The sequence below is a fragment of the Bradyrhizobium sp. SZCCHNR1093 genome (assembly GCF_032381175.1).
Taxonomy (GTDB): Bacteria; Pseudomonadota; Alphaproteobacteria; order Rhizobiales; family Xanthobacteraceae; genus Bradyrhizobium.
The window spans coordinates 77,860-97,364 of record NZ_JAUHJJ010000010.1 but is presented as its reverse complement, the minus strand read 5'-3'; the positions used below and the strand labels follow the sequence as shown (position 1 = coordinate 97,364).

Genomic DNA, 19,505 nt, shown 5'->3' with positions numbered 1-19,505 from the left:
TGGCCGCCGCCGTGACACAATCGGGACCACAGCAACGAGGTGGGAAATGCCATCGCAGGCACCCGACAACGAGAAGTTTCTGACCGGTGAGGAGACCAAGCTGTGGCGGATTTCCCGCGGGCTGAACCAGGCCGAAGTTGCCCAGTGGCTGGGCATCACGCCGCAGGCGGTCAGCAAGCAGGAGCGGCGCGGCGTCTCAAAGATTGTAGCATTGGCGCTGGCGGCGCTCGACCGTGGTCTGCCGCCATTTCGTCCATCCCAGGAGGACTACGACGCCACCGAGAATAAGGGAAAACGGGAATGAAATCTTCCATCATAGAGGATCCACCTAATCCGGTTCGTAGGGAGATCAACCCGCGCTTCAAGAGCCGGCTGCCCGTCATCATCGGACGGGCATGCGACTGCCTCGTCAGGATCGAGCCCGAGATCAAGAAACTCGAAGTCTTTCTGAGGGAGTTCGCAGAGTATCTCGACTTCGAAATCGAGAAGGTCCGTCTCGAGATTGCGAAGACGGAATGGCAGGATCGAGTCGATCGAGCCCAGCTGGATGATGCTAGGGAGTGGCTCGCAAAGCTTCGTCAGCTTCGGAAGGACTTCGACATCGACCTGATGACGGCCCCTTCAGGCTACATCAGGTCAATGGTCGCTAGGGTCGAGACGCTCTTTGGAGCTATCGACGTAAGTCAGTGCTGACTTACAAGCGCACGATCACGGCGACGATGGCGATCTCAGCGACGTCGTCAAATGCCATCCGCTCTTCATCGCCGGCCGGCATCGTCTTCGTCATGACGAGGCCTCGCTCGTCGATGCTGGTCAGCAGTCGAACCTTCGACTTCCCGTCCTTGCCGGTCACCAGGATCATGTCACCGGCAACGGGATCACGGCGCTTCGTGCCGTAGCAGAGCGACCCTGCCTTCAGCCACAGACCAAACGAATCATCCGGCACATGGAACGCGAAGCCCGTCTCGTCTCCGTCAAGCTGAGGCGGAGCCGGAACGTAGCCATCCCTTCGGCTCGAAGCTGCAGCCTGCAACGAAGCCGGCAGAGCGGACACATGCTTGAACTCGACGGTCGCCGTCCTGGCGGCGATAGGACGCAGTCCAGCGCGCTTCGACATCCCTTCCGGGACTTCTGTGCCGTTCTCCTCCGTCTCAGCTCCGAGAGCCTCCATGACCTTCTTCGTGATCGGGATGCCCGAAGCGTCCGCGATCTTCGCAAGAGTCTTCTGAGTAGGAAGGAAAGGATGCTCAGGGTTGTTGAGGAGGCGCAGCAAAGTCGACGGAGCGAGTTCCGCCTTCCTTGCAAGCTCCGTAGCATTCCACCGCTTTCGATCGAGGATGTAGTCGATCCACTCGATCACGACCTGCTTCGGAGTTTGTGCTTTTGTTTTCGCTGCCACTTTTTCGAGAGCCAAGGTCATTGCAATGCGCCTTTTTCTATCAGTCTTTAGAAAATGAAACTAGGGTTGAACGGGATTTCCTCCCAGAATCGTTTTCGAGCAGTGATCTTCTGGTCAAGAATTCCGTTTGCATGCCGGCCCCATCCATTTGTTTGGATGCTAACACCTCTCCCCTAGTCTAGGTTTCAGGCGAATGCAACGAAATTTTCGTTCGTCATCCGTTCTCATTTTTCCGCAAATCTATAATAAAATCAATAACCTGCTGCTTGCGAGGCGGGCGCAGCAATTTTGAGCATTGCTAACAATTGCCTGAACTCCTGCAAATGCAGGCCTGCATGTACGATGGCGATCGCATCTGCAACATGCTCATTGTCCAGATGCAACTCGCCTTTCCGGTTCAGAATCTTACCGCCTTTCCCAATCGTGTCGCGGTCGTAGAGCTTCCAGGGAGCCTCTGGATAGCGCCGCGCAGCCCAGGAGATGATCTCCGGCTTCTCGGCCTTTGGATTGCCCACGCTCCCCTTCTTCGTCTCCAGCGGCATGACCTGGAAGAGCGGGATCTGGATCGACGCGAGAACGCCAGCGGCAGCTCCAAAGCCGTAGGAGGCTCTTGCAGCCTTGGCGCCTGACGGGATCTCCGCAAAGGCCACCGTGCAGCCGGCAAGCTCCTCGTGGAGCCCGGCATGCAGCTCTCGGGCACGTCGCAGGTCATCCGAGTTCTGCCGGATCAGCTTCTTTTTGCCGGCCAGCTTCTCGGTCGAGATCGTTCGGAATCTATCGAGCTTCAGTTCCAGCGTGCTGAGGTCGAGCCACATTCGGGCGATCCCGAAATTGGCGAACGCCGGATCGAGGCCGGCTACGAGGATGGGGTTCATCGGTCCCTAGTGGGTGTCGGTGTTGCCGCATCACCACATCTCGTGGCTTGCCTTTGCATTTGCATTCGGGCAAATACATCACCCCTCGCCGGCCGTCAAGCTGGCGACAGCCAACAAGAAACATCGCATGAGCCTCAGAGCACTCACCTGGGCGTTCGACCTTGTCGACGCGGATCTCACACCCACCCTCAAGCTGGTCCTCATCACGCTGGCGAACTACGCCAACGAGAAGTTCGAGACCTATCCGAAGCAGAGCACGATCGCCGTCAAGTCCTGCTTGACCCGGCAGACGGTCTGCACGGCACTGACCAAGCTGGAAGATCTCAACCTCATCACCTCCACCCAGCGCTACTACGACAACGGCGGATTCCGCTCGAAGGTCTACCGGCTGAACGTGCCGGCGGCGCTGGAGGAGAGCATCAATGATGATGACCCCCTGTCAAATACGCCGACACCGGGGGTGTCAAATTCCCCGACACCGGGTGTCAGCGACGATGACAGGGGGTGTCCGCCTCCCCGACGAGCCCTGTCAAATACGCCGACAAGGGGTGTCGGCGAGGCCGACAACAATAACCGTGTACTAGAACCAGACTCAGAACCGAAACCAGAACCACGTCGCAAGCAGCGACGGACGGCGGAGTGGCCTTCGGATTACGAGGAGCAGTTCTGGGCGGTTGTTGCCAAGAAAGTCGGCAAGGAAGCTGCACTGGCCAAGCTCGCTCGGATCGAGAAGGCCGACAAGGTCGAGTTCAAGGACATCATCGAAGGCATGCGCCGGTACGCAAACAGTCCGGACGTGCGTCGAGACCTCCGTGATCCGGATCGTCGCCGGTTCGTCATGCATCCGACAACCTGGCTCAACCAGGGCCGGTGGTCGGACGAAGACGGTATGCCGCCGGAGTCATCCGATGATCGCCATCGCCGGGTCCTGGCACGACGCACGGTGGCGATCTGATGGCTGGCGTCGATGTCGGAAAGGTGCTGGCTGAGCACGGTATCAAGCTCAGGTCCCTGAAGTTCGGCAACCAGTACACGCTCTGTCCGATGTGCTCGCACACGAGGAAGGGGGCTCACAAGAAGATCCGATGCCTCAGCGTCAAGATCGACGATCGAGGCGTCGTCTGGAATTGCCACCATTGCACATGGAGTGACGGAGAGAATGCTAAGCGAGAAGCACGCGAGAGGACTGGAGGACAGAGGCCTGTGCCCCGAACTGGCGGTGGCTATGGGGCTCTACAGCGGGAGTCTCTCGCGCGATGGGCAGGACCAGGTCATTGTCGTTCCGGACCCGGACGGTAAGGTTCTGTGCTGGCCCTATTTCGAAGAGAGCGACACGGAGGTCAACTGCAAGTACCGCTGGGCGCAGGACGGCGAACGCCGCTTCATGCAGAAGCGGAACGCTGCCAAGACCCTCTACAACGCGAAGATCTTCTGGGACGAAGCGATCATGAACCGGCTCGAAGCCGGAGCGGAATCGCTCATCTGGACGGAGGGCGAGCCTGACTGCCACGCCGTGCTCCTGTCCGGCTACGATACCTGCGTATCCGTGCCGGATGGAGCGCCGCCGGCTCGCGACAAGAACGGCAAGCTGATCCACGTTCCTGACGATGATCGGGACATCGACCCCGAGGACGATGACAAGTTCTCGTTCATGGGCCGGCTGATGGACTCGCTGCAGCGGGTCAAGCACCACATCATCGCTGTCGATGGTGACGAACCTGGCGGCCGGCTCGCGAAGGAACTGGTGCGGCGCCTCGGCGCGGCCAAGTGTCTCTGGGTCGAGTACCCAAAGGACGAGGTCGTTCCGGACAAGAAGCGCAGAGGCAAGAAGCGCGCTTGCAAGGACATGAACGAGGTCAAGCTGTACCTCGGCGCCGAGAAGGTGCGGGAGCTGATCGATAACGCCAAACCGTGGCCGGTCAAGGGCCTGTTCCGGCTGAGCGACTATCCCGAGGTTGAGATCCCGCCGATGGCTGAGGTCGGGATTTCGGACATCCTCGACAAGCACATGAAGTTCTACCCCGGCCAGTTCGTCGTTGCCACCGGCATCCCGAACGTCGGCAAATCGACCTTCATCAACCAGTGCGCCGTGCTGCTCGCCAAGCGGCACAAATGGCCGGTCGCGATCTTCTCAGGCGAGAAGGACGTCAAGCCGTTCCTGGCGCACGAGCTGATGACCGCCTGCCTCGACAAGCCTCGCGAGGACTGGTCGATGGAGGAGAAGCTGCGTGCGACGGCATTCGTTCAGCGCTACTTCCAGTTCATCGACTACGACGACTCGATGGAAGGCGATATCGACCTGAAGTTCGTCCTCGACACGGCTGCTGCCGCGGTCTTCCGAGACGGCGTGAAGTTGCTGATCATCGATCCCTGGAACGAGCTGGAGCACACCAGGCCGCCCAGCGTGTCGCTGACTGAATACGTTGGAAAGGCTATCAAGCAGATGAAGCGCTTCGCAAAGCAATTCGGCGTCTGCGTCATCGTCGTGGCTCACCCGACGAAGCTGGACCCGAAGGTCACGCCAGGCCTCTACAACATCTCAGACTCGGCGCACTGGGCCAACAAGGCGGACCTGGGCATCGTCGTCAACGCTGATCCCGAGCGCGCGGCAGAGGCGCCAAACGAACGTCAGATCATCATCCCAAAGGTGAGGCTGAAGCGGATCGCCGGTATGACCGGCACCGTGGATCTGACCTTCGACGATCGAGCGAGCCTGTTTCGCAAGTTCGATTTTTGAAAAAGTGTTTGCATGAATGCAAATGCTATGGTAGTGCAAACTGGAAAAAGGAGAGACCATAGATGTCAGGTTCAGTGAACATGGTGATCCTCGCCGGCAATCTCGGCAAGGATCCTGAGGTGAAGAACCTCAGCAACGGCAAGTCGGTGTGCAACTTCTCGATTGCCACTTCCGAGACCTGGAAGGATCGGGACGGCGAGCGCCAGGAGAAGACCGAGTGGCACAACTGCCAGGTCTGGCAGGAAGGCCTGATCAAGGTCATCGAGCAGTACCTGTCCAAGGGCGACAAGGTTCACGTCGTCGGCAAGATCCAGACCCGCAAGTGGGAAGATCAGGATGGCAAAGATCGCTACTCGACCGAGATCGTGGTCGACAAGCTGACCATGCTGTCCACGAAGGGCAACGGCGGCGGCCGTGACGATGATGACCGCGGTGGTCGCTCGCGCAGCCGCGATGATGATGGCGGTGGCCGCTCGCGCGGCGGTGACGAAGGCGGCCGAAGCCGCAGCCGCTCCCGCGACGATGACCGCGGTGGCGACGATCGCGGTGGCGGTCGTTCGGCGAGCCGCAGCTCGTCCCGAGACGATCGTGGTCGGGATGACGACAGGGGCTCCTCGCGCTCGTCGAGCCGCTCCTCGTCGCGCAACAACGACATGGACGACGACATCCCCTTTTGAGAGCCAGAAGGCCGTCGACATCCTTACCCGCATGAGATGCGGTGAATTCTACTGAGCTTCCCCGTTGAGCGGGGAAAATGCGGGGGCGCCTCCTACTTGGTTGGCGTGCAGGGGGCGCCCCCCCTCTGCCCTTTGATTTGCATGACTGCCAACGGGAGCACAGAAAGCAAATGAGAATCTTCCAGGTTTCGTCGGATGGCATGGCTTCGCTGTTCGACGCGCATCATGCCAAGGAAGCGGCCGAGCACGGCGAGTGCTTCTGCCCGCCTGGTATCTGCCTCGATGGCGCCACGCATGCCGAACCCGGCATGTCCGGCTTCCCACCTCTCGAAGAGGTTCTCGGTGACCTCATGACGATCCTCGCGGAGGATGGTCTCGACGAAGAGGACGAGAATGGCGAGCTGATCATCGATTTCGAGCCGGACTTCAAGCTGAGCGATGAGCCAGCGTCGCGTGCCAACCAGCTCGACCAGCTCGGCTCCATCGTCGAGGACGTGACATCGCTCGCGGTCCTCTATGCCACGATGGTCCACGAAGACCGCAGCCGGGACGAGGATTGAGCAATGGCTCGCACAGTCCTGGACGTCTCTCCCGGCGCCCTCTCGGACTACTACGACTGGCTCAAGGCTGCGCCTGCCGGCGACGTCCTGGTCTACTGGAGCGGTGACCTCCAGTACGACCGCCAGGTCGTGATCCCCGAGACTGACGTACTGCGCGGCAACGAGCGGCTCCGTCTCGCAACCCTCAACGTTCTCGCCGACCGCGTCCTGGAGGACGCCAAGGATGGTCACCTCCTGCTCACGCAGAAGCGGATCGGCACGAACATCTTCGAATACCGAGCAACTCGCCGCCGGCAGCCCGCTTTCGGCAGCGACATCACGGGCAAGAAGATCACACCGCATGACCTCGTCCTCGCATGAGGATCGCACGAATGCTCTGAGCTGGCTGGCGCACGGTGCCCAGCTGGCTTTCGAGCTGAAGGGCGATCAAGCCAAGCACAGTGACGTCATCTGGCAGCTCCTGGTCGAGGCGATCGAAGTGATCGACAAGACGCCAGACCAGGAACGCCGTTGGCTGACTTCCGGCAACCGCTCAGGCGGTTGGAACATGGTCGGCATGTCGCGTGCCGAGCTGCTCGTGATCGAGCGTATCCGCCTCCTCAGTGCGATGAAACCTTATGACGGACAGACCAAGGTCTCCCCCCAGAGAGACGATGTTGAACGATCTCTTGGCGTTCTGTCGTGGATGCGGTGGTGCAACGCCGCAAGACTGGCAGATCGACTTGTTAAGGCAGCTGTCGCGCTGGCACGCGGCGGGGAAGCCGAGATTGTGCATCGACTTTACTGCCCGACGCGGAAGTCTCGCAACCGGCAGGCTGTCTACGAAATCAGACAACGCACGGTCGGCTTCATCCTGACCGGACTCAAGAACGACCTCGGCATCGTGCCGAGTCATGGCCTCTCATTCCAGGAGCTGAACCATGCTGCATGATCTGCCGCTGCCGAAGAGACTCGACGTCGATCAGATCGTCGAGCATTCGTTCAAGGACTACCACGTCAAGGGCTTCGACTATCTATGCCTCCAGCACTCACCGGAAGAGACGGTGAAGCTGTACTTCTTCGACGGCGACATCTCCAAGCTGCCCGAGGTCGTGGCTCCGCACAATCACCGCTACGATTTCGAGACCTACGTCGCGGCCGGCCTCAGCGAGAACGTCTGGTTCACGCGATCGGCGATGCGCCCTGAGCATCAGGGCAAGGTCTTCAACTGGTTCGAGTATCGCACCCCGCTCAACGGCGGCGACGGCTTCACCTTTGCGGGCGAGGAAGAGCTGTTCGAGGCCAAGCGCGGTCGGTTCGGGGCTGGCGACTCCTACTTCATGCACGCCGAGGATCTGCACACGATCCGCATCGTCCAGAATGAGACGCTGCTGATGCTGGTGCAGTTCGAGGACATCGTGCCGCTCGACAAGCCGACGTGGACCTATTGCGAGAGCAACGCGCCGTCCCTGGACGGCCTCTACACCAAGTTCACTGCTGATGAGGTCATCAGCCGGCTTCGCAAGTTCGAGGAGCGCACTGGTCTGGTGTTCAACTCGATCGGCTCCCGCAGCGCCGCCTGAAGCCTCTCTGAAAGGTACCGAGATGAACCAACTTGCCGAACAACTTGGCGCTGCAATCGCCTTCGTTGAGAAAAACGAAGCGACGATGGAAGCGCGAATGAAGGAGCTGGAGGCGCAGGGGTATCGGATCGTCAGTGGCGGACACGTCATCGAAGACGTGTACGAGATCACAGATCAGCGAACCGACAAGGTGATCTGGCGCGGCGAGGGATACGAGGGCTACGAAGCTGCCTGGAAGGACAACTACTACTCATATGACCGTCTCATCGAGGATCACCTCGATGTCGATTATCCGAACCCAACCGACATTCCACACGACATCGCTGAGGCCATCCAAGAGTGGGTGGAAATGAACATGGAAGAAGCCAAGACCTGGCTCGCTTCCATGCGCAGCTGAGCACGGTAAATCATGAAGCGCGAGATCATCCTCGACACAGAGACGACGGGACTCGATCGAAAGACCGATCGGATCGTCGAGATCGGCTGTGTCGAGGTGATCGACCTGATCCCGACCGGCAAGACGTTCCACAAATACATCAACCCGACGCATCCTGTTCACAAGGAAGCGTTCAAGGTCCATGGGCTCAGCAACGAGTTCCTGAAGAAATTCCCGACGTTCCGCCGGCAGGTCAACCAGTTCCTCACCTTCATCGAGGGTGCGACACTGGTTGCCCACAATGCCGGCTTCGACGTCGGAATGATCAATGCCGAGCTAGACCGCCTCGATCTACCGCCGCTGCAGAACGAGATCGTCGACAGCCTGGCGCTTGCCCGCGAGAAGCGCCCCGGGGCCAGGCACACGCTCGACTCGCTGTGCAAGACGTTCGGCATCAACCTGAGCAAGCGTGACAAGCACGGCGCGCTGCTCGATGCCCAGCTGCTTGCAGAAGTCTACTGCGAGCTGCGCGGCGGCCGGCAGATGGGGATGTCCTTGGACCTGTTCGCAGAGTCCTCAGCAGCAGCTCCCGTCGCCATCAGACATCGGCCTGGGCCGCTTGCACCCAGGATCACAGACGAAGACCGAGCCATTCACGCGCAGTTCATCAGCGAGATGAAGGACGCAATCTGGCTCGACTATCGCGACCAGAAACTCGAGACCGCAGCTTAGCCAACAAGGAAAGATCAATGAACACACCCGCCCTTTACAGGCGCACGGGCAAGAACGGCATGTCCGATGAAGCCCGTGCTGCTCGCCGCTTCTCCATTGGAGGATCGGACGCCAAGATCATCATGTCTGGCGATCAGCTCGCCATCGAACGCCTCTGGGCTGAGAAGCGCGGCGAGATGGCTCCGGAGGATCTGTCCGAGGTCATCTTGATCAACCTCGGCAACCTGACCGAGCCTCTGAACGCCGACCTGTTTGAGAAGGACACCGGACTGTGGGTGACCAACGAGCAGGACAAGGTCTTCTACGAGGACTGGGACAAGGCGCATGCCACGTTGGATGGACTCGTCCGCGAGACGGAGACCGGACCGGTCATCTCGATGGTCGAGTTCAAGTTCATGTTCCCGTTCGGCTTCTCGTTGGACAAGGCGATCGAGAAGTATTTCCCGCAGTGCCAGCACAACATGATGGTGACCGGTCTGCCGACCTCGCAGCTCTGCATCCTGACCGGTGCAGCGCAGTGGTACCGCGTCGAGATCGAGGCGGACATCTTCTACCAGGTGAAGCTGCTCCAGCACGAGAAGGACTTCTGGGAGTGCGTCGAGACCGGTCGGATCCCCGGAAACCCGGTGATCGAGGTGCCGCTGGTCGAGCGCGTCAAGGTCGTCGACATGAACGAGAGCAACGAGTGGGGCGCTCAGGCAGCGATCCTGCTGAAGACGTTCACCGCGGCTAAGAAGCATGAGGCTGCCAAGACCGCCATCAAGAAGCTGATGCCGGAAGACGCCATCCAGGCGGCTGGCAAGGGCGTGACGGTCAAGCTGTCGAAGGACGGCAAGAAGCTGATCGATTGCGACAAGGATCAGGTCGCGAAGATTGACGACGAGCAGGCCTGGTTCCCGCCGGATCCGAAGAAGGCGGGCGGCGGCAAGAAGAAGGCCGCGAAGGCCGACAACGACAACAACGAGGAAGCAGAGGCGGCCTAACCGCCCCTGCCCTCACCTTTTACCAAGAGGAAGACCATGAGCAACGCATCCGAAAATCTCGCGATCTGGAACGAGGTCGAACAGACCGACCCCAACTTCACCAAGTCGTTCAATCGCGGCGGCGGCTTCAAGGGTACGGCGACCAATGCCACGTACCTGATCAAGAAGGCCACGAAGATGTTCGGCCCGATCGGCATCGGCTGGGGCTGGACCATCGTCGAGGACAAGTTCCAGCCGGGCCAGGACAAGGATGTGGTCCACATCCTGCGTCTGAAGCTCTGGTACATGTGGGGCGACAAGAAGGGCGAGATCGAGCACTTCGGTCAGACCACCTTCGTCGGCAAGAACAAGAACGGCTGGTACACCGACGAGGAGGCTCCGAAGAAGTCCCTCACGGACGCGCTTTCGAAGGCGCTCAGCACGCTCGGCTTCGCTGCCGACATCCACCTCGGCATGTACGACGACAACCGCTATGTCAGCGACCTGAAGCAGGACTTCCGCGGCTCCGACGAGTTCGACGGCGCCAACGATAACCAGGATCGCGGCGGCAAGTCGTCTGACAAGGGCGGATCCTCGAAGGGCGGCAAGTCCAAGCGCGGACCTTCCGTCGACGAGAAGGAACAGGATTCCATCCTCGACCACTGGGAGGATCAGATCGCCCAGGCCAACTCCGTCAAGGAGATCATGGAGATCATCGCCGAGAAGGCGTTCGCCGAGGATCTGGCGAAGCTCCACGAGGATGACGAGGCCCTCATCCGCAAGAAGGCCAGCGACCGCTCGCAGGAGCTGAAGTCGGCCAAGACCAAAGCGAATGCGGGCTAAGTCACGCGCATACGTCCAGCTCGCCTTGCAGGTCATCCCGCTCGCCAAGAGCACGGATGATCTGCGGGCCTGGTGGGCGGCCGAGAGAGATCACCGCTACGACTACGGCCTGACGGACGATCAGATCGAGCGGCTCAAGGAGGCGTGCAAGGAGCAGGTCCTTCGCCTCGGTGGAGAGCTACGGGAATGAGCAGATGAGCAAGACATCGAGCAAGTCGAGCAACCCCTGGATCTATGCCGTCAAGAACGAGGATGGGCACCTTGTTCCCTATGCGAACTATGACCGCGAGAAGTTCGACGAACTGCCGGTCAACAAGCTGCTGCGCGTCAACATCGTCCAACAGCGCAACGCGCCGCGGCACCGGCTCTATCGGGTGATCCTGCGCCTGGTTGTCCAGAACACCGACCTGTTCGTGTCGGAGGACAGCCTGCACAAGACCCTGCTGGTCGGATGCGGCGTGGTCGAGCCCATCATGACGGTGGCCGGCGAGATCATCATGGTCCCCTCGTCGACGGCCTACGACGCCATGGATGAGGATGTATTCAAGCTCTACTTCGACAACGCCATGAGCATCATCGAGACCAATCTCCTCCCCGGGATCGACCTGGATGAGCTGCTGAAAGAGGCGAGGCAGCAGGCGAATTACAAGGAACCGGCGAACGACAACGACGATCGCCACAAGGATGAGGATGCAGCGTGATGGCAAACGTGGTGGAAGGCGAGCCGCGCAACAGCCAGGAATGGCATGGCTCCTATCTGGACGAGGATGACATGGTTGCCGACATCGTCGCAAAGCTGAAGGCAGACCCGGTCGCGCTGCAGCGCTGGCTTGATCCGGTCAGCTGGCGCCCGCCGATCATGAACCCATACCTTGCCGAGCTGAAGAAGGAGCCTGATCACGCCGGATGCCTTTGGCATGCCGGCATGTCGATCCGCAACTTCTATGGGCTCTGGCACGCCAGCAACCCGCACACCGCCTTCGACATCCACGATGACGTCGAGATCATGGACGGCATGATCACCGACAAGCGGCATCCGGACAATTTTTCGGACCGCGTGATCCAGCGCGTCAAGGCTGAGCTGGCGAAGCTGCCGGAGGCTGCGTGAACGTCTATCGACCGATCATCAGCCTGCCGACTGGCTTCTGGGGCGGGGAATGGGTGTTCCTCGCAAATCAGAAGGCGATGCCTTCCGGATGCTCGGCAGGCGGATCGAGGCCGGCAAGGTGAAGTGGACACCGCATGAACAACGCTGACCAACTGGCGCTGCGATGCGTGGAGAACATCAATTTCCACGCCACGAACGGACTTCCGGCCGAGGACGCTGGGATCATGATCACAACTCCGAAGGGATGGACGGCTCCGCCCAAATTCCCTCGGAGGCAGCTCACGACCGCCAATCCGAACACGGGCGATCGAGTCTACCGCATCTCCGCGGCGCGGCTCTTCGCCTATCTGATCGGAAACAACCTCACCACCATCAAGATCGAGATGAAGACCCTGAAATGAGCATTGCAATCAAGCTTGACGCTCCCGCTCTCACCAAGCTGATCGAGGATGATCCGGCATTCAAACTGGAGCTGCAGCGTTCCGTGATCGCCGAGGTGACTCGGAAGATCTACATGAAGGATGTTGTTGGCGACATGGAGCGCCTCGTCCATGCGGCGTTCCATCAGCACAAGACGGACCTGATCCAGGCTGTCAAGGAGGATGAGGCGGTCCGCGCCTACATCGACGAGCGCCTCAGTAGCCTGGTTCGATCGATCCGCGGAGGAGCCTGGGGCTATGTCCAGCAGAAGGAGCTGTCGGATGACCTGAAGGGTAAGGTCAACGTCTTCGTTGACGGCAAGGTGCGCGAGGAGTGCGAGCGCCAGCTCGGCAAAGTGTCCAAGATTGTCGAAGACCAAGCCAAAATGGTGCAGGAGCAAGTCATGGCCCGGCTCGGCAAGGTCTCTGGATACATCGAGCACAACGTCAAGGTCGAGATGCTGAAGCAGATCCAGGCCGATGTCGCAAAGACGATCGCCTCAACGTTGGGGGTGAAGTCGTGATCGCTCTGGAAGATCAATCGACATGGCCGGCAATCGGCAGTGTCTGGTCGCACACCAATGGCAACCTCTACCAGGTGGTGACATTTACTAACATCGAGACCGGGCGGCAGGACAAGTATCCGACGACGATCATTTACCGCAACGTCAAGAACACCAAGCTCTACAGCCGTCCGCTGATGGACTGGGAACGCTCCATGACGCTGAACGTCGACATTTTGCCCATCACTGGATGACCCCATGAACCCGAAATATCTACCCACCACCCTCTGGGGCAAGCTGCATCGCCTCTCCGAAGAGGCCGACGAGATCGTCAAGGCGGTCGGCAAGGCCGGCAGATTTGGAAGCCTGGATGGCGGTCCACCGGACGGCGGGCCGAACAACGCCGCCGAGATCCTTTTGGAGGTCGCGGATATCCGGCATGCCATCTCCGTCGTCGAGGGCGAGCTGCAAGGACTTGCCGCGATCAATGTCGACTCCGGTCATCTCATATGGACCGACACGCTGATCCCCACCTCGGAGTTGCGGCAGCTAATCGGCGATGAGGAGCATGAGACCGACGAGGACTTCGGAGCCGCCCATAAGTGGATCCCAGTCTGTCACGGATGGTGGGTCCGCGAAGGCCTCGACTGGCGCTTCTATGTCGACCAGGAGTTGGATTGATGGTCAGAGCGATGTCGAAGGCTCAGCGCAAGCTGATGGACGAAAACTTCATGGCCTTCGCAAACTGGCTGAAGGCCGGAAGCGACGGCATTGGGATCAAGGTCGAGCGCTACCAGCAGCGGATCGTGGACGCCATGCAGCGTAAGGGGTTCCTGACCGAGCGGTTGAGCGTGACTGACCTGGGCCAGATGGCCTGGAAGAAAGCGCTCGCAAACGAGCAGCGGGCTCTGGCGAAGCAGGTGGAAAAGAAACTGAAGGGCGGATCCATGACCGAGATGATCGAGCGTGCTGCGATCCAATGTGACCACGTTGTGTGGACAGTTGCCAGGCCTGGCAGGCACCACGACGTGATCGCCTACATCGCCCGAGAGCGCCCCTGGCTGGTTCCGATCCGCGGCGAGCAGGGTTTCGTCACGTCCACAGGTCGCTTCGTCGAACGCGAGGAGGCCCGCAAGATCGCAGAGGCCGCGAACCAGCTCATCCCGACCAGCGGCGAAGATGGCGTGCCGTTCATCCGGCAGCATCCGCAGCTGTTCTCGGAAGACGTCTGGTGAACATTTGCTTGATCATTTGCTTGAATGCAAATATAAAGGATGAATGCAAACCGTCCTCGATCTTACTCCCCCGAAGGGCTTCCGGAAGGCCATTCCGGACAGAGTGAAGGTGCTGGTGATCCTGCACCAGAACGCCGCCTGCACGAAGTGCGGTGAGCGCCTGGGTAAGATCGAGGACTGCGAGTTTGACCACGTCCCTGCCCTGCAGCTGCGGTGCTGGGACGCGGCAGCCAAAGACACGACGCCGAGAGCGAATGATCCGGCGTTCATCGAAGCCAAGCACAAAGACTGTCACGCGAAGAAGACGTTCGGCTCGCACGGCGAGCTGGCGCGCGGCGACGTGACCGAGATCGCCCGCACAAAGCGGATCGCGAAAGAGACCGAGAATTTCAGGCGTCGAATGCTGGCAAAGATCGACCCTGATGCGGAGGTCGATGAGCCGCCGCGGCGCCCCAAGAAAGCATGGCCAAAGCGGCCTTTTCCGAAGCGGGGCAAGCAGAATGAAAAAAGAGGTCAGAGAGGTCCAGCAGGAAGTTCAGGTCCTGAAGGATAACGGAGAGATCGAGGACTTCCGGCTTGGCCACAGCGCCAAGCACAGGACGGTCAACTTCCAGTTCCGCGGTGCCTGGTACTCGACCGTTTTTCCGTCAACGCCTCGCACGCCCTACGCCAACAACTTCGTTCGACAGCAGATCAGGCGCCAGATCAGGCGTCTGGTGATGCCTTAGTTTCATCAGAGAGAGGAAGACATGGACGCTCTACGAGTCGAAGACACGTCGATGGGGTTGATGAAGGCGCTGCACTTCATCACCACGCAGCAACAGAGACGGAAGATCAAGCCGAAGTACCAATATGCTCCGGCTGGCAGCACCACACGCGCAACGCGGTGCCTGACGCGCTTCGAGCGCAGCCACATCACCGAGCTGGTGCAGCAGCTGTCCGCTCTCGACCCCAAGACCCAGCAGGACGAGATCGCGCAGATCATCCGTGAGCTGTCCGGTCAGCCGATCAAGTTTGTGCCGGTCAAGCACGAGATGCGGATCGATTATTCGAAGACCTATTCCTACCGCTCAACGAAGCGCGGCGGATGATCAGGGACGCGCACCTCACCAAGGCCCAGCGAGTGAGCATGCCATCCGGCGGCTTCTCGCTGCGCGGTGTGATCCACGGCGACAACACCGGCAAGTATCGCGACGGCTGGTTCATCTACACCTCCAAGGTCAAGGAGGAGATCGATCCTGACGTCTTCAAGACTGCGACCGGGAACATCTACCGCATTGACAGCTGGGCGCCGCCGTCAAAGACGACGTCCGAATACGCACCTGTCCCGGCCGACTGGCCAACCTACCGCAAGAGTGAGACCGAATGAGAATTGAACGACGATACACCACTGTCGGAGTCGATCCGTACAGCCTGATCGAGTGGCGCAAAAGCGTCAGCGAGATCAAGAACCCGGACGGATCGGTCGTCTTCCGCATGGAGGACATCGAGGTTCCGGCATCCTGGTCCCAGGTCGCTGTCGACGTCCTGGCGCAGAAATACTTCCGCAAAGCTGGCGTGCCGAAGAACGTGGTGAAGGTAAACGAGGAAGACATTCCGTCCTGGCTGCAGCGCTCTGTGGCAGAGCCCTACCCGTCCGAACGCGCGAACGAATTCCTGGGCTCCGAGACCTCAGCGAAGCAGGTGTTCGATCGCCTCGCCGGCTGCTGGACCTATTGGGGCTGGAATGGCGGCTATTTCTCGCCAGGAGTCATGAGCCAATTTGCCTCGACGAAAGCGTATGCTCAGGCCTGGGAAGAATGCGCTCGCGCCTTCTACGATGAGCTGCGATACATGCTCGCCACCCAGATGTTCGCGCCCAACTCCCCGCAGTGGTTCAATACCGGGCTCCACTGGGCTTATGGTATCGATGGTCCCGCGCAGGGCCACTTCTATGTGGATGACAGGTTCGGAGGTCCGATGACAGGCGAACAGGCCTGCATCGCCGCGTCGACTTCAGCCTATGAGCGCCCGCAGCCGCATGCCTGCTTCATCCAGGGGATCCAGGACAACCTGATCCAAGACGGCGGCATCATGGACCTGTGGGTCCGCGAGGCTCGCCTGTTCAAGTACGGCTCCGGCACCGGAACCAACTTCTCGAGCCTCCGCGGCAAGAACGAGAAGCTCTCCGGCGGCGGCAAGTCGTCGGGTATGATGTCGTTCCTCAAGATCGGCGATCGCGCTGCCGGCGCCATCAAGTCGGGCGGCACCACGCGCCGCGCTGCCAAGATGATCGTCGTCGACGTGGATCACCCGGACATCGAGGAGTACATCACCTGGAAGGTCGAGGAGGAGCAGAAGGTCGCGGCGCTGGTGGCTGGCTCGAAGGCCGCCAAGAAGCTGCTGCAGGAGGTCTGGGAAGCGTGGGGCGATGGCGAGAGCCGCGATACCCCATCCATGAAGGAGGCCATCCTGGCCGCCAAGCGGGCCTTCATCCCGGACACCTACATCAACCGGGTAATCCAGCTCGCCGAGCAGGGTGAGAACTTCTACGCCGAGGAGTTCGATCTCGATTGGCAGTCCAAGGCCTATGAGACCGTGTCCGGCCAGAACGCCAACAACACGGTGTCGGTGACCAACGACTTCCTGAAGGCGGTCGAGTTGGACACGAAGTGGAATCTGATCGGTCGTACCACTAGCAAGACGGTGAAGACGGTCGATGCCACCTATCTCTGGGACACCATCGCTCGCGCGGCGTGGGAGTCAGCCGATCCAGGCCTGCACTTCAACACCACGATGAACGAGTGGCACACGTGCCCGGCCGGCGGTCGCATCCGTGCGTCCAATCCGTGCTCGGAATACATGTTCCTGGACGACACGGCGTGCAACCTGGCATCGGCGAACCTGATCAAGTTCCTGATCAATGATCCGTCGCGGGTCGACCACCGCGAAATCGACACGGACTCGTTCATCCACGCCTGCCGGCTGATCCAGATCGCACTCGAAATCTCGATCTACATGGCGCAGTTCCCATCGAAGGAGATCGCCCTGCTCTCCTACGAATATCGAACCACGGGCCTCGGCTACGCCAACCTCGGCGGCCTGCTGATGACCATGGGCCTGCCCTACGACTCCAAGGAGGGGCGTGCGCTGGCGGGATCTCTGTCGGCCATCATGACGGGCACGGCCTACCTCACCTCCGCCGAGATGGCGCGGGAGATGGGTCCGTTCGTCAAGTTCGAGGAGAACCGCGAGGCCATGCTGCGCGTGATCCGCAACCATTATGCGGCTGCGGAGAACGGGCAGACCGAGTTCGAGGGACTCACGATCAAGCCGGTATCGCTCGATTGGGACAACTGCCCACAGGCTGATCTGCCGGCACGCGCGTCCGGCATCTGGGCTTCGGCAGTCGAAATGGGCGAGGCATACGGCTTCCGCAACGCCCAGACCACGGTCATCGCGCCCACGGGCACGATCGGCCTGGTGATGGACTGCGACACCACGGGTGTTGAGCCTGACTTTGCTCTGGTGAAGTTCAAGAAGCTGGCCGGCGGCGGCTACTTCAAAATCATCAACCAGTCCGTCCGGCCGGCGCTGGAGCGGCTCGGATACACGGATCAGCAGATCCGCGACATCATCGAGTACGTCATCGGTAACGGCTACCTGCCTCAGGACTTCGTCGATACTGCCGAGAATGCAGGCGGCAAGATCCTGAACGCCGAGGTCAAGTCCGCATTCACGATCCGCTTCCTGGCGGATTGGAAGGCGCTCGGCTTCGATGATGGGCTGATCAACTGGGTCGACCAGCAGGTCTGCGGAACGATGACGCTCGAAGGCGCCCCTCACCTCAAAGAGGAGCACTACGCGATCTTCGACTGCGCGAACAAATGCGGCAAGCTCGGCACTCGGTTCATCTCGACCGAAGGCCACATCCTGATGATGGCGGCAGTGCAGCCTTTCATCTCTGGCGCGATCAGCAAGACCATCAACATGCCCTCGGAAGCAACAATCGAGGACGTGAAGGCGGCCTACATGCTGTCGTGGAAGCTCGGCCTGAAGGCCAACGCGATCTATCGCGATGGTTCGAAGCTGTCCCAGCCACTGTCGGCGGCGCTGGTCGACGAGACGGAGATCGTCGAGGAAGCACCCAAGACTGTGGTCCAGGTGGTCGAGAAGCTCGTCCGCAAACGGGAGAAGCTGCCGCACAAGCGGTCAGGCTACACCCAGCGGTCGATCGTCGGCGGGCACAAGCTCTACCTGCGGACCGGGGAATATCCGGACGGCCGGTTGGGCGAGATCTTCATCGACATGCACAAGGAGGGCGCCGCCTTCCGGTCGGTGATGAATGCCTTCGCCATCGCTGTGAGCCTCGGCCTGCAGTATGGCGTGCCGCTGGAGGAGTTCGTCGATGCCTTCACGTTCTTCCGGTTCGAGCCCTCTGGGTTCGTCCAGGAGCATGATCGCATCAAGAACGCCACCTCGATCATCGACTTCGTGTTCCGGGATATCGCAATCAACTATCTCGGTCGCGAGGACCTGGCGCACGTCACCCCGGAAGAAAGCGGCCACACCGCGATCGGAAGCGGCGTCATGGGTCAGACGGCCATCACGGTCGAGATCAAGGAGCCTGCACCGCGCAGCGTGAGCGATACCCGACTGATGGGCCACACCAAGCTCGACAAGCGCTCTGTTGCCAAGCTGAGCGGATACACCGGAGACACCTGCAACTCATGCGGGAATGTCACGATGATCCGCAACGGAACCTGCCTGAAGTGCGACACCTGTGGCGAGACCACGGGATGCTCATGAGCTGGCTGAAGCGTCTCGTCTGTGTCGTGTTTGACCACAACCGGGTCAGCGACGACAGCTGGGGCGGGTACGGATGGACCTGTCCTCGCTGTGGGAAGAACGACTACGGCATCCACGACATGTGAGCCGTAGGCGACAAGAACGGAACGGATCTACGGGTCCGCTCGCCTTTTTTGCTTGCTTGAATGCAAATTTTGCAGTAATGCAAATACACGCAGGCGATCTGCCTGCAACCCAACCAAAGGACTTCGCAATGGGCTTCCTCTCCTCCCTCCTGAATCAGGCCGAGAAGGCGATCAACAGCTATACGGGCGACAAGGCGTTCCTGGCTGGCGTCGCTGCTGCGGCTGCCAACATAACCGCAGCTGACGGCTCGATCGACGACGCCGAGATCAATGCTGCGATCTCCGGCATGCTGGCGAACCCGATCGTGTCGGCCTCCTACGGCGCCTCGCAGATCGAGGAGGCTCTCAACGCCGCCCTCACCCGCGCCAAGAGCCGCGCCGGCCGCATGGAGAACAAGCGCGCCATCGAGGCTCTCATGACCCGCGAGATCAACCTCCGGCAGGACGTGTTCCTGATCGCGGCCGACGTCGCCGACCAGGACGCCGCGAACGGCGAGAAGGGCATCGGCAAGGACGAGCGCGTGGTTCTGGCCGAGATCGCCAAGGCACTCAACGTCGACGACAACAAGCTGCTCGCCGCCTGATCCGGCGTTTTCGTCTGAAC

28 protein-coding genes are annotated in these 19,505 nt (G+C 60.4%); 26 read left to right on the top strand and 2 right to left on the bottom strand.

Annotated elements, in window-relative coordinates:
- The first annotated feature begins 46 nt into the window (after positions 1 to 46).
- Both QX070_RS26110 and QX070_RS26105 read left to right on the top strand, forming a co-directional pair.
- Positions 47 to 304 carry a hypothetical protein gene (locus QX070_RS26110; protein WP_315740033.1) on the top strand — a complete coding sequence of 86 codons (258 nt, stop codon included), beginning with the start codon at positions 47 to 49 and terminating at the stop codon, positions 302 to 304.
- On the top strand, positions 301 to 693 hold the full coding sequence (locus QX070_RS26105) for a hypothetical protein (RefSeq protein ID WP_315740032.1): 393 nt from the start codon (positions 301 to 303) through the stop codon (positions 691 to 693). The genes QX070_RS26110 and QX070_RS26105 overlap by 4 nt, the downstream gene beginning before the upstream one ends.
- A gap of 1 nt (position 694) precedes the next feature.
- Here QX070_RS26105 and QX070_RS26100 read toward each other — a convergent pair whose 3' ends face one another.
- Both QX070_RS26100 and QX070_RS26095 read right to left on the bottom strand, forming a co-directional pair.
- Positions 695 to 1,420, bottom strand: a complete 726-nt coding sequence (locus QX070_RS26100; protein ID WP_315740031.1) for a helix-turn-helix transcriptional regulator — start codon at positions 1,418 to 1,420, stop codon at positions 695 to 697.
- Positions 1,421 to 1,650: 230 nt separating this feature from the next.
- A complete protein-coding gene (locus QX070_RS26095) occupies positions 1,651 to 2,274 on the bottom strand; it encodes a hypothetical protein (protein WP_315740030.1) in 624 nt (207 codons plus the stop codon).
- A 127-nt stretch (positions 2,275 to 2,401) separates the two neighbouring features.
- Here QX070_RS26095 and QX070_RS26090 point away from each other — a divergent pair, with 127 nt between their 5' ends.
- From QX070_RS26090 to QX070_RS25975, 24 genes are all read left to right on the top strand, one after another.
- A complete protein-coding gene (locus tag QX070_RS26090; RefSeq protein WP_315740029.1) occupies positions 2,402 to 3,229 on the top strand; it encodes a helix-turn-helix domain-containing protein in 828 nt (275 codons plus the stop codon).
- A gap of 270 nt (positions 3,230 to 3,499) precedes the next feature.
- Complete coding sequence (locus QX070_RS26085) at positions 3,500 to 5,011, top strand: DnaB-like helicase C-terminal domain-containing protein (RefSeq protein ID WP_315740028.1); 1,512 nt, start codon at positions 3,500 to 3,502, stop codon at positions 5,009 to 5,011.
- Positions 5,012 to 5,073: 62 nt separating this feature from the next.
- Entirely contained in the window at positions 5,074 to 5,688 is a 615-nt protein-coding gene (locus QX070_RS26080) for a single-stranded DNA-binding protein (RefSeq protein ID WP_315740027.1), read from the top strand.
- 170 nt (positions 5,689 to 5,858) lie between these two features.
- Positions 5,859 to 6,248 (top strand): hypothetical protein, encoded by a 390-nt coding sequence (locus tag QX070_RS26075; protein ID WP_315740026.1) that lies wholly within the window; start codon positions 5,859 to 5,861, stop codon positions 6,246 to 6,248.
- A gap of 3 nt (positions 6,249 to 6,251) precedes the next feature.
- Complete coding sequence (locus QX070_RS26070) at positions 6,252 to 6,608, top strand: hypothetical protein (protein WP_315740025.1); 357 nt, start codon at positions 6,252 to 6,254, stop codon at positions 6,606 to 6,608.
- Positions 6,589 to 7,179, top strand: coding sequence for a hypothetical protein (locus QX070_RS26065; protein ID WP_315740024.1), 591 nt, complete (start codon positions 6,589 to 6,591; stop codon positions 7,177 to 7,179). The genes QX070_RS26070 and QX070_RS26065 overlap by 20 nt, the downstream gene beginning before the upstream one ends.
- Positions 7,169 to 7,810 (top strand): hypothetical protein, encoded by a 642-nt coding sequence (locus QX070_RS26060; RefSeq protein WP_315740023.1) that lies wholly within the window; start codon positions 7,169 to 7,171, stop codon positions 7,808 to 7,810. Before QX070_RS26065 ends, QX070_RS26060 begins: the two co-directional genes overlap by 11 nt.
- Positions 7,811 to 7,832: 22 nt before the next feature.
- Positions 7,833 to 8,207 carry a hypothetical protein gene (locus tag QX070_RS26055; protein WP_315740022.1) on the top strand — a complete coding sequence of 125 codons (375 nt, stop codon included), beginning with the start codon at positions 7,833 to 7,835 and terminating at the stop codon, positions 8,205 to 8,207.
- A gap of 12 nt (positions 8,208 to 8,219) precedes the next feature.
- The gene (dnaQ, locus tag QX070_RS26050) at positions 8,220 to 8,918 is read left to right on the top strand and encodes a DNA polymerase III subunit epsilon (RefSeq protein WP_315740021.1); all 699 of its coding nucleotides are present in this window, start codon (positions 8,220 to 8,222) and stop codon (positions 8,916 to 8,918) included.
- 17 nt (positions 8,919 to 8,935) lie between these two features.
- Positions 8,936 to 9,901, top strand: a complete 966-nt coding sequence (locus QX070_RS26045; protein WP_315740020.1) for a YqaJ viral recombinase family protein — start codon at positions 8,936 to 8,938, stop codon at positions 9,899 to 9,901.
- Positions 9,902 to 9,937: 36 nt separating this feature from the next.
- Positions 9,938 to 10,723 (top strand): hypothetical protein, encoded by a 786-nt coding sequence (locus tag QX070_RS26040; protein WP_315740019.1) that lies wholly within the window; start codon positions 9,938 to 9,940, stop codon positions 10,721 to 10,723.
- A complete protein-coding gene (locus QX070_RS26035) occupies positions 10,713 to 10,913 on the top strand; it encodes a hypothetical protein (RefSeq protein WP_315740018.1) in 201 nt (66 codons plus the stop codon). Before QX070_RS26040 ends, QX070_RS26035 begins: the two co-directional genes overlap by 11 nt.
- Before the next feature lie 4 nt (positions 10,914 to 10,917).
- On the top strand, positions 10,918 to 11,424 hold the full coding sequence (locus tag QX070_RS26030) for a hypothetical protein (protein ID WP_315740017.1): 507 nt from the start codon (positions 10,918 to 10,920) through the stop codon (positions 11,422 to 11,424).
- Entirely contained in the window at positions 11,424 to 11,831 is a 408-nt protein-coding gene (locus QX070_RS26025) for a hypothetical protein (RefSeq protein ID WP_315740016.1), read from the top strand. The genes QX070_RS26030 and QX070_RS26025 overlap by 1 nt, the downstream gene beginning before the upstream one ends.
- A 134-nt stretch (positions 11,832 to 11,965) precedes the next feature.
- Positions 11,966 to 12,232, top strand: a complete 267-nt coding sequence (locus QX070_RS26020) for a hypothetical protein (RefSeq protein WP_315740015.1) — start codon at positions 11,966 to 11,968, stop codon at positions 12,230 to 12,232.
- Positions 12,229 to 12,774 carry a hypothetical protein gene (locus QX070_RS26015; RefSeq protein ID WP_315740014.1) on the top strand — a complete coding sequence of 182 codons (546 nt, stop codon included), beginning with the start codon at positions 12,229 to 12,231 and terminating at the stop codon, positions 12,772 to 12,774. Before QX070_RS26020 ends, QX070_RS26015 begins: the two co-directional genes overlap by 4 nt.
- Entirely contained in the window at positions 12,771 to 13,007 is a 237-nt protein-coding gene (locus tag QX070_RS26010; protein ID WP_315740013.1) for a hypothetical protein, read from the top strand. Before QX070_RS26015 ends, QX070_RS26010 begins: the two co-directional genes overlap by 4 nt.
- Positions 13,008 to 13,011: 4 nt before the next feature.
- Complete coding sequence (locus QX070_RS26005; RefSeq protein ID WP_315740012.1) at positions 13,012 to 13,434, top strand: hypothetical protein; 423 nt, start codon at positions 13,012 to 13,014, stop codon at positions 13,432 to 13,434.
- Positions 13,434 to 13,988, top strand: a complete 555-nt coding sequence (locus QX070_RS26000; protein WP_315740011.1) for a hypothetical protein — start codon at positions 13,434 to 13,436, stop codon at positions 13,986 to 13,988. The genes QX070_RS26005 and QX070_RS26000 overlap by 1 nt, the downstream gene beginning before the upstream one ends.
- A gap of 43 nt (positions 13,989 to 14,031) precedes the next feature.
- On the top strand, positions 14,032 to 14,541 hold the full coding sequence (locus QX070_RS25995; protein WP_315740010.1) for a hypothetical protein: 510 nt from the start codon (positions 14,032 to 14,034) through the stop codon (positions 14,539 to 14,541).
- Positions 14,542 to 14,737: 196 nt separating this feature from the next.
- Complete coding sequence (locus QX070_RS25990; protein ID WP_315740009.1) at positions 14,738 to 15,079, top strand: hypothetical protein; 342 nt, start codon at positions 14,738 to 14,740, stop codon at positions 15,077 to 15,079.
- A 32-nt stretch (positions 15,080 to 15,111) separates the two neighbouring features.
- Complete coding sequence (locus QX070_RS25985) at positions 15,112 to 15,357, top strand: hypothetical protein (protein ID WP_315740008.1); 246 nt, start codon at positions 15,112 to 15,114, stop codon at positions 15,355 to 15,357.
- The gene (locus tag QX070_RS25980; protein WP_315740007.1) at positions 15,354 to 18,776 is read left to right on the top strand and encodes an adenosylcobalamin-dependent ribonucleoside-diphosphate reductase; all 3,423 of its coding nucleotides are present in this window, start codon (positions 15,354 to 15,356) and stop codon (positions 18,774 to 18,776) included. Before QX070_RS25985 ends, QX070_RS25980 begins: the two co-directional genes overlap by 4 nt.
- Positions 18,777 to 19,029: 253 nt before the next feature.
- The gene (locus QX070_RS25975; RefSeq protein ID WP_315740006.1) at positions 19,030 to 19,485 is read left to right on the top strand and encodes a Tellurite resistance protein TerB; all 456 of its coding nucleotides are present in this window, start codon (positions 19,030 to 19,032) and stop codon (positions 19,483 to 19,485) included.
- Positions 19,486 to 19,505 lie beyond the last annotated feature (20 nt).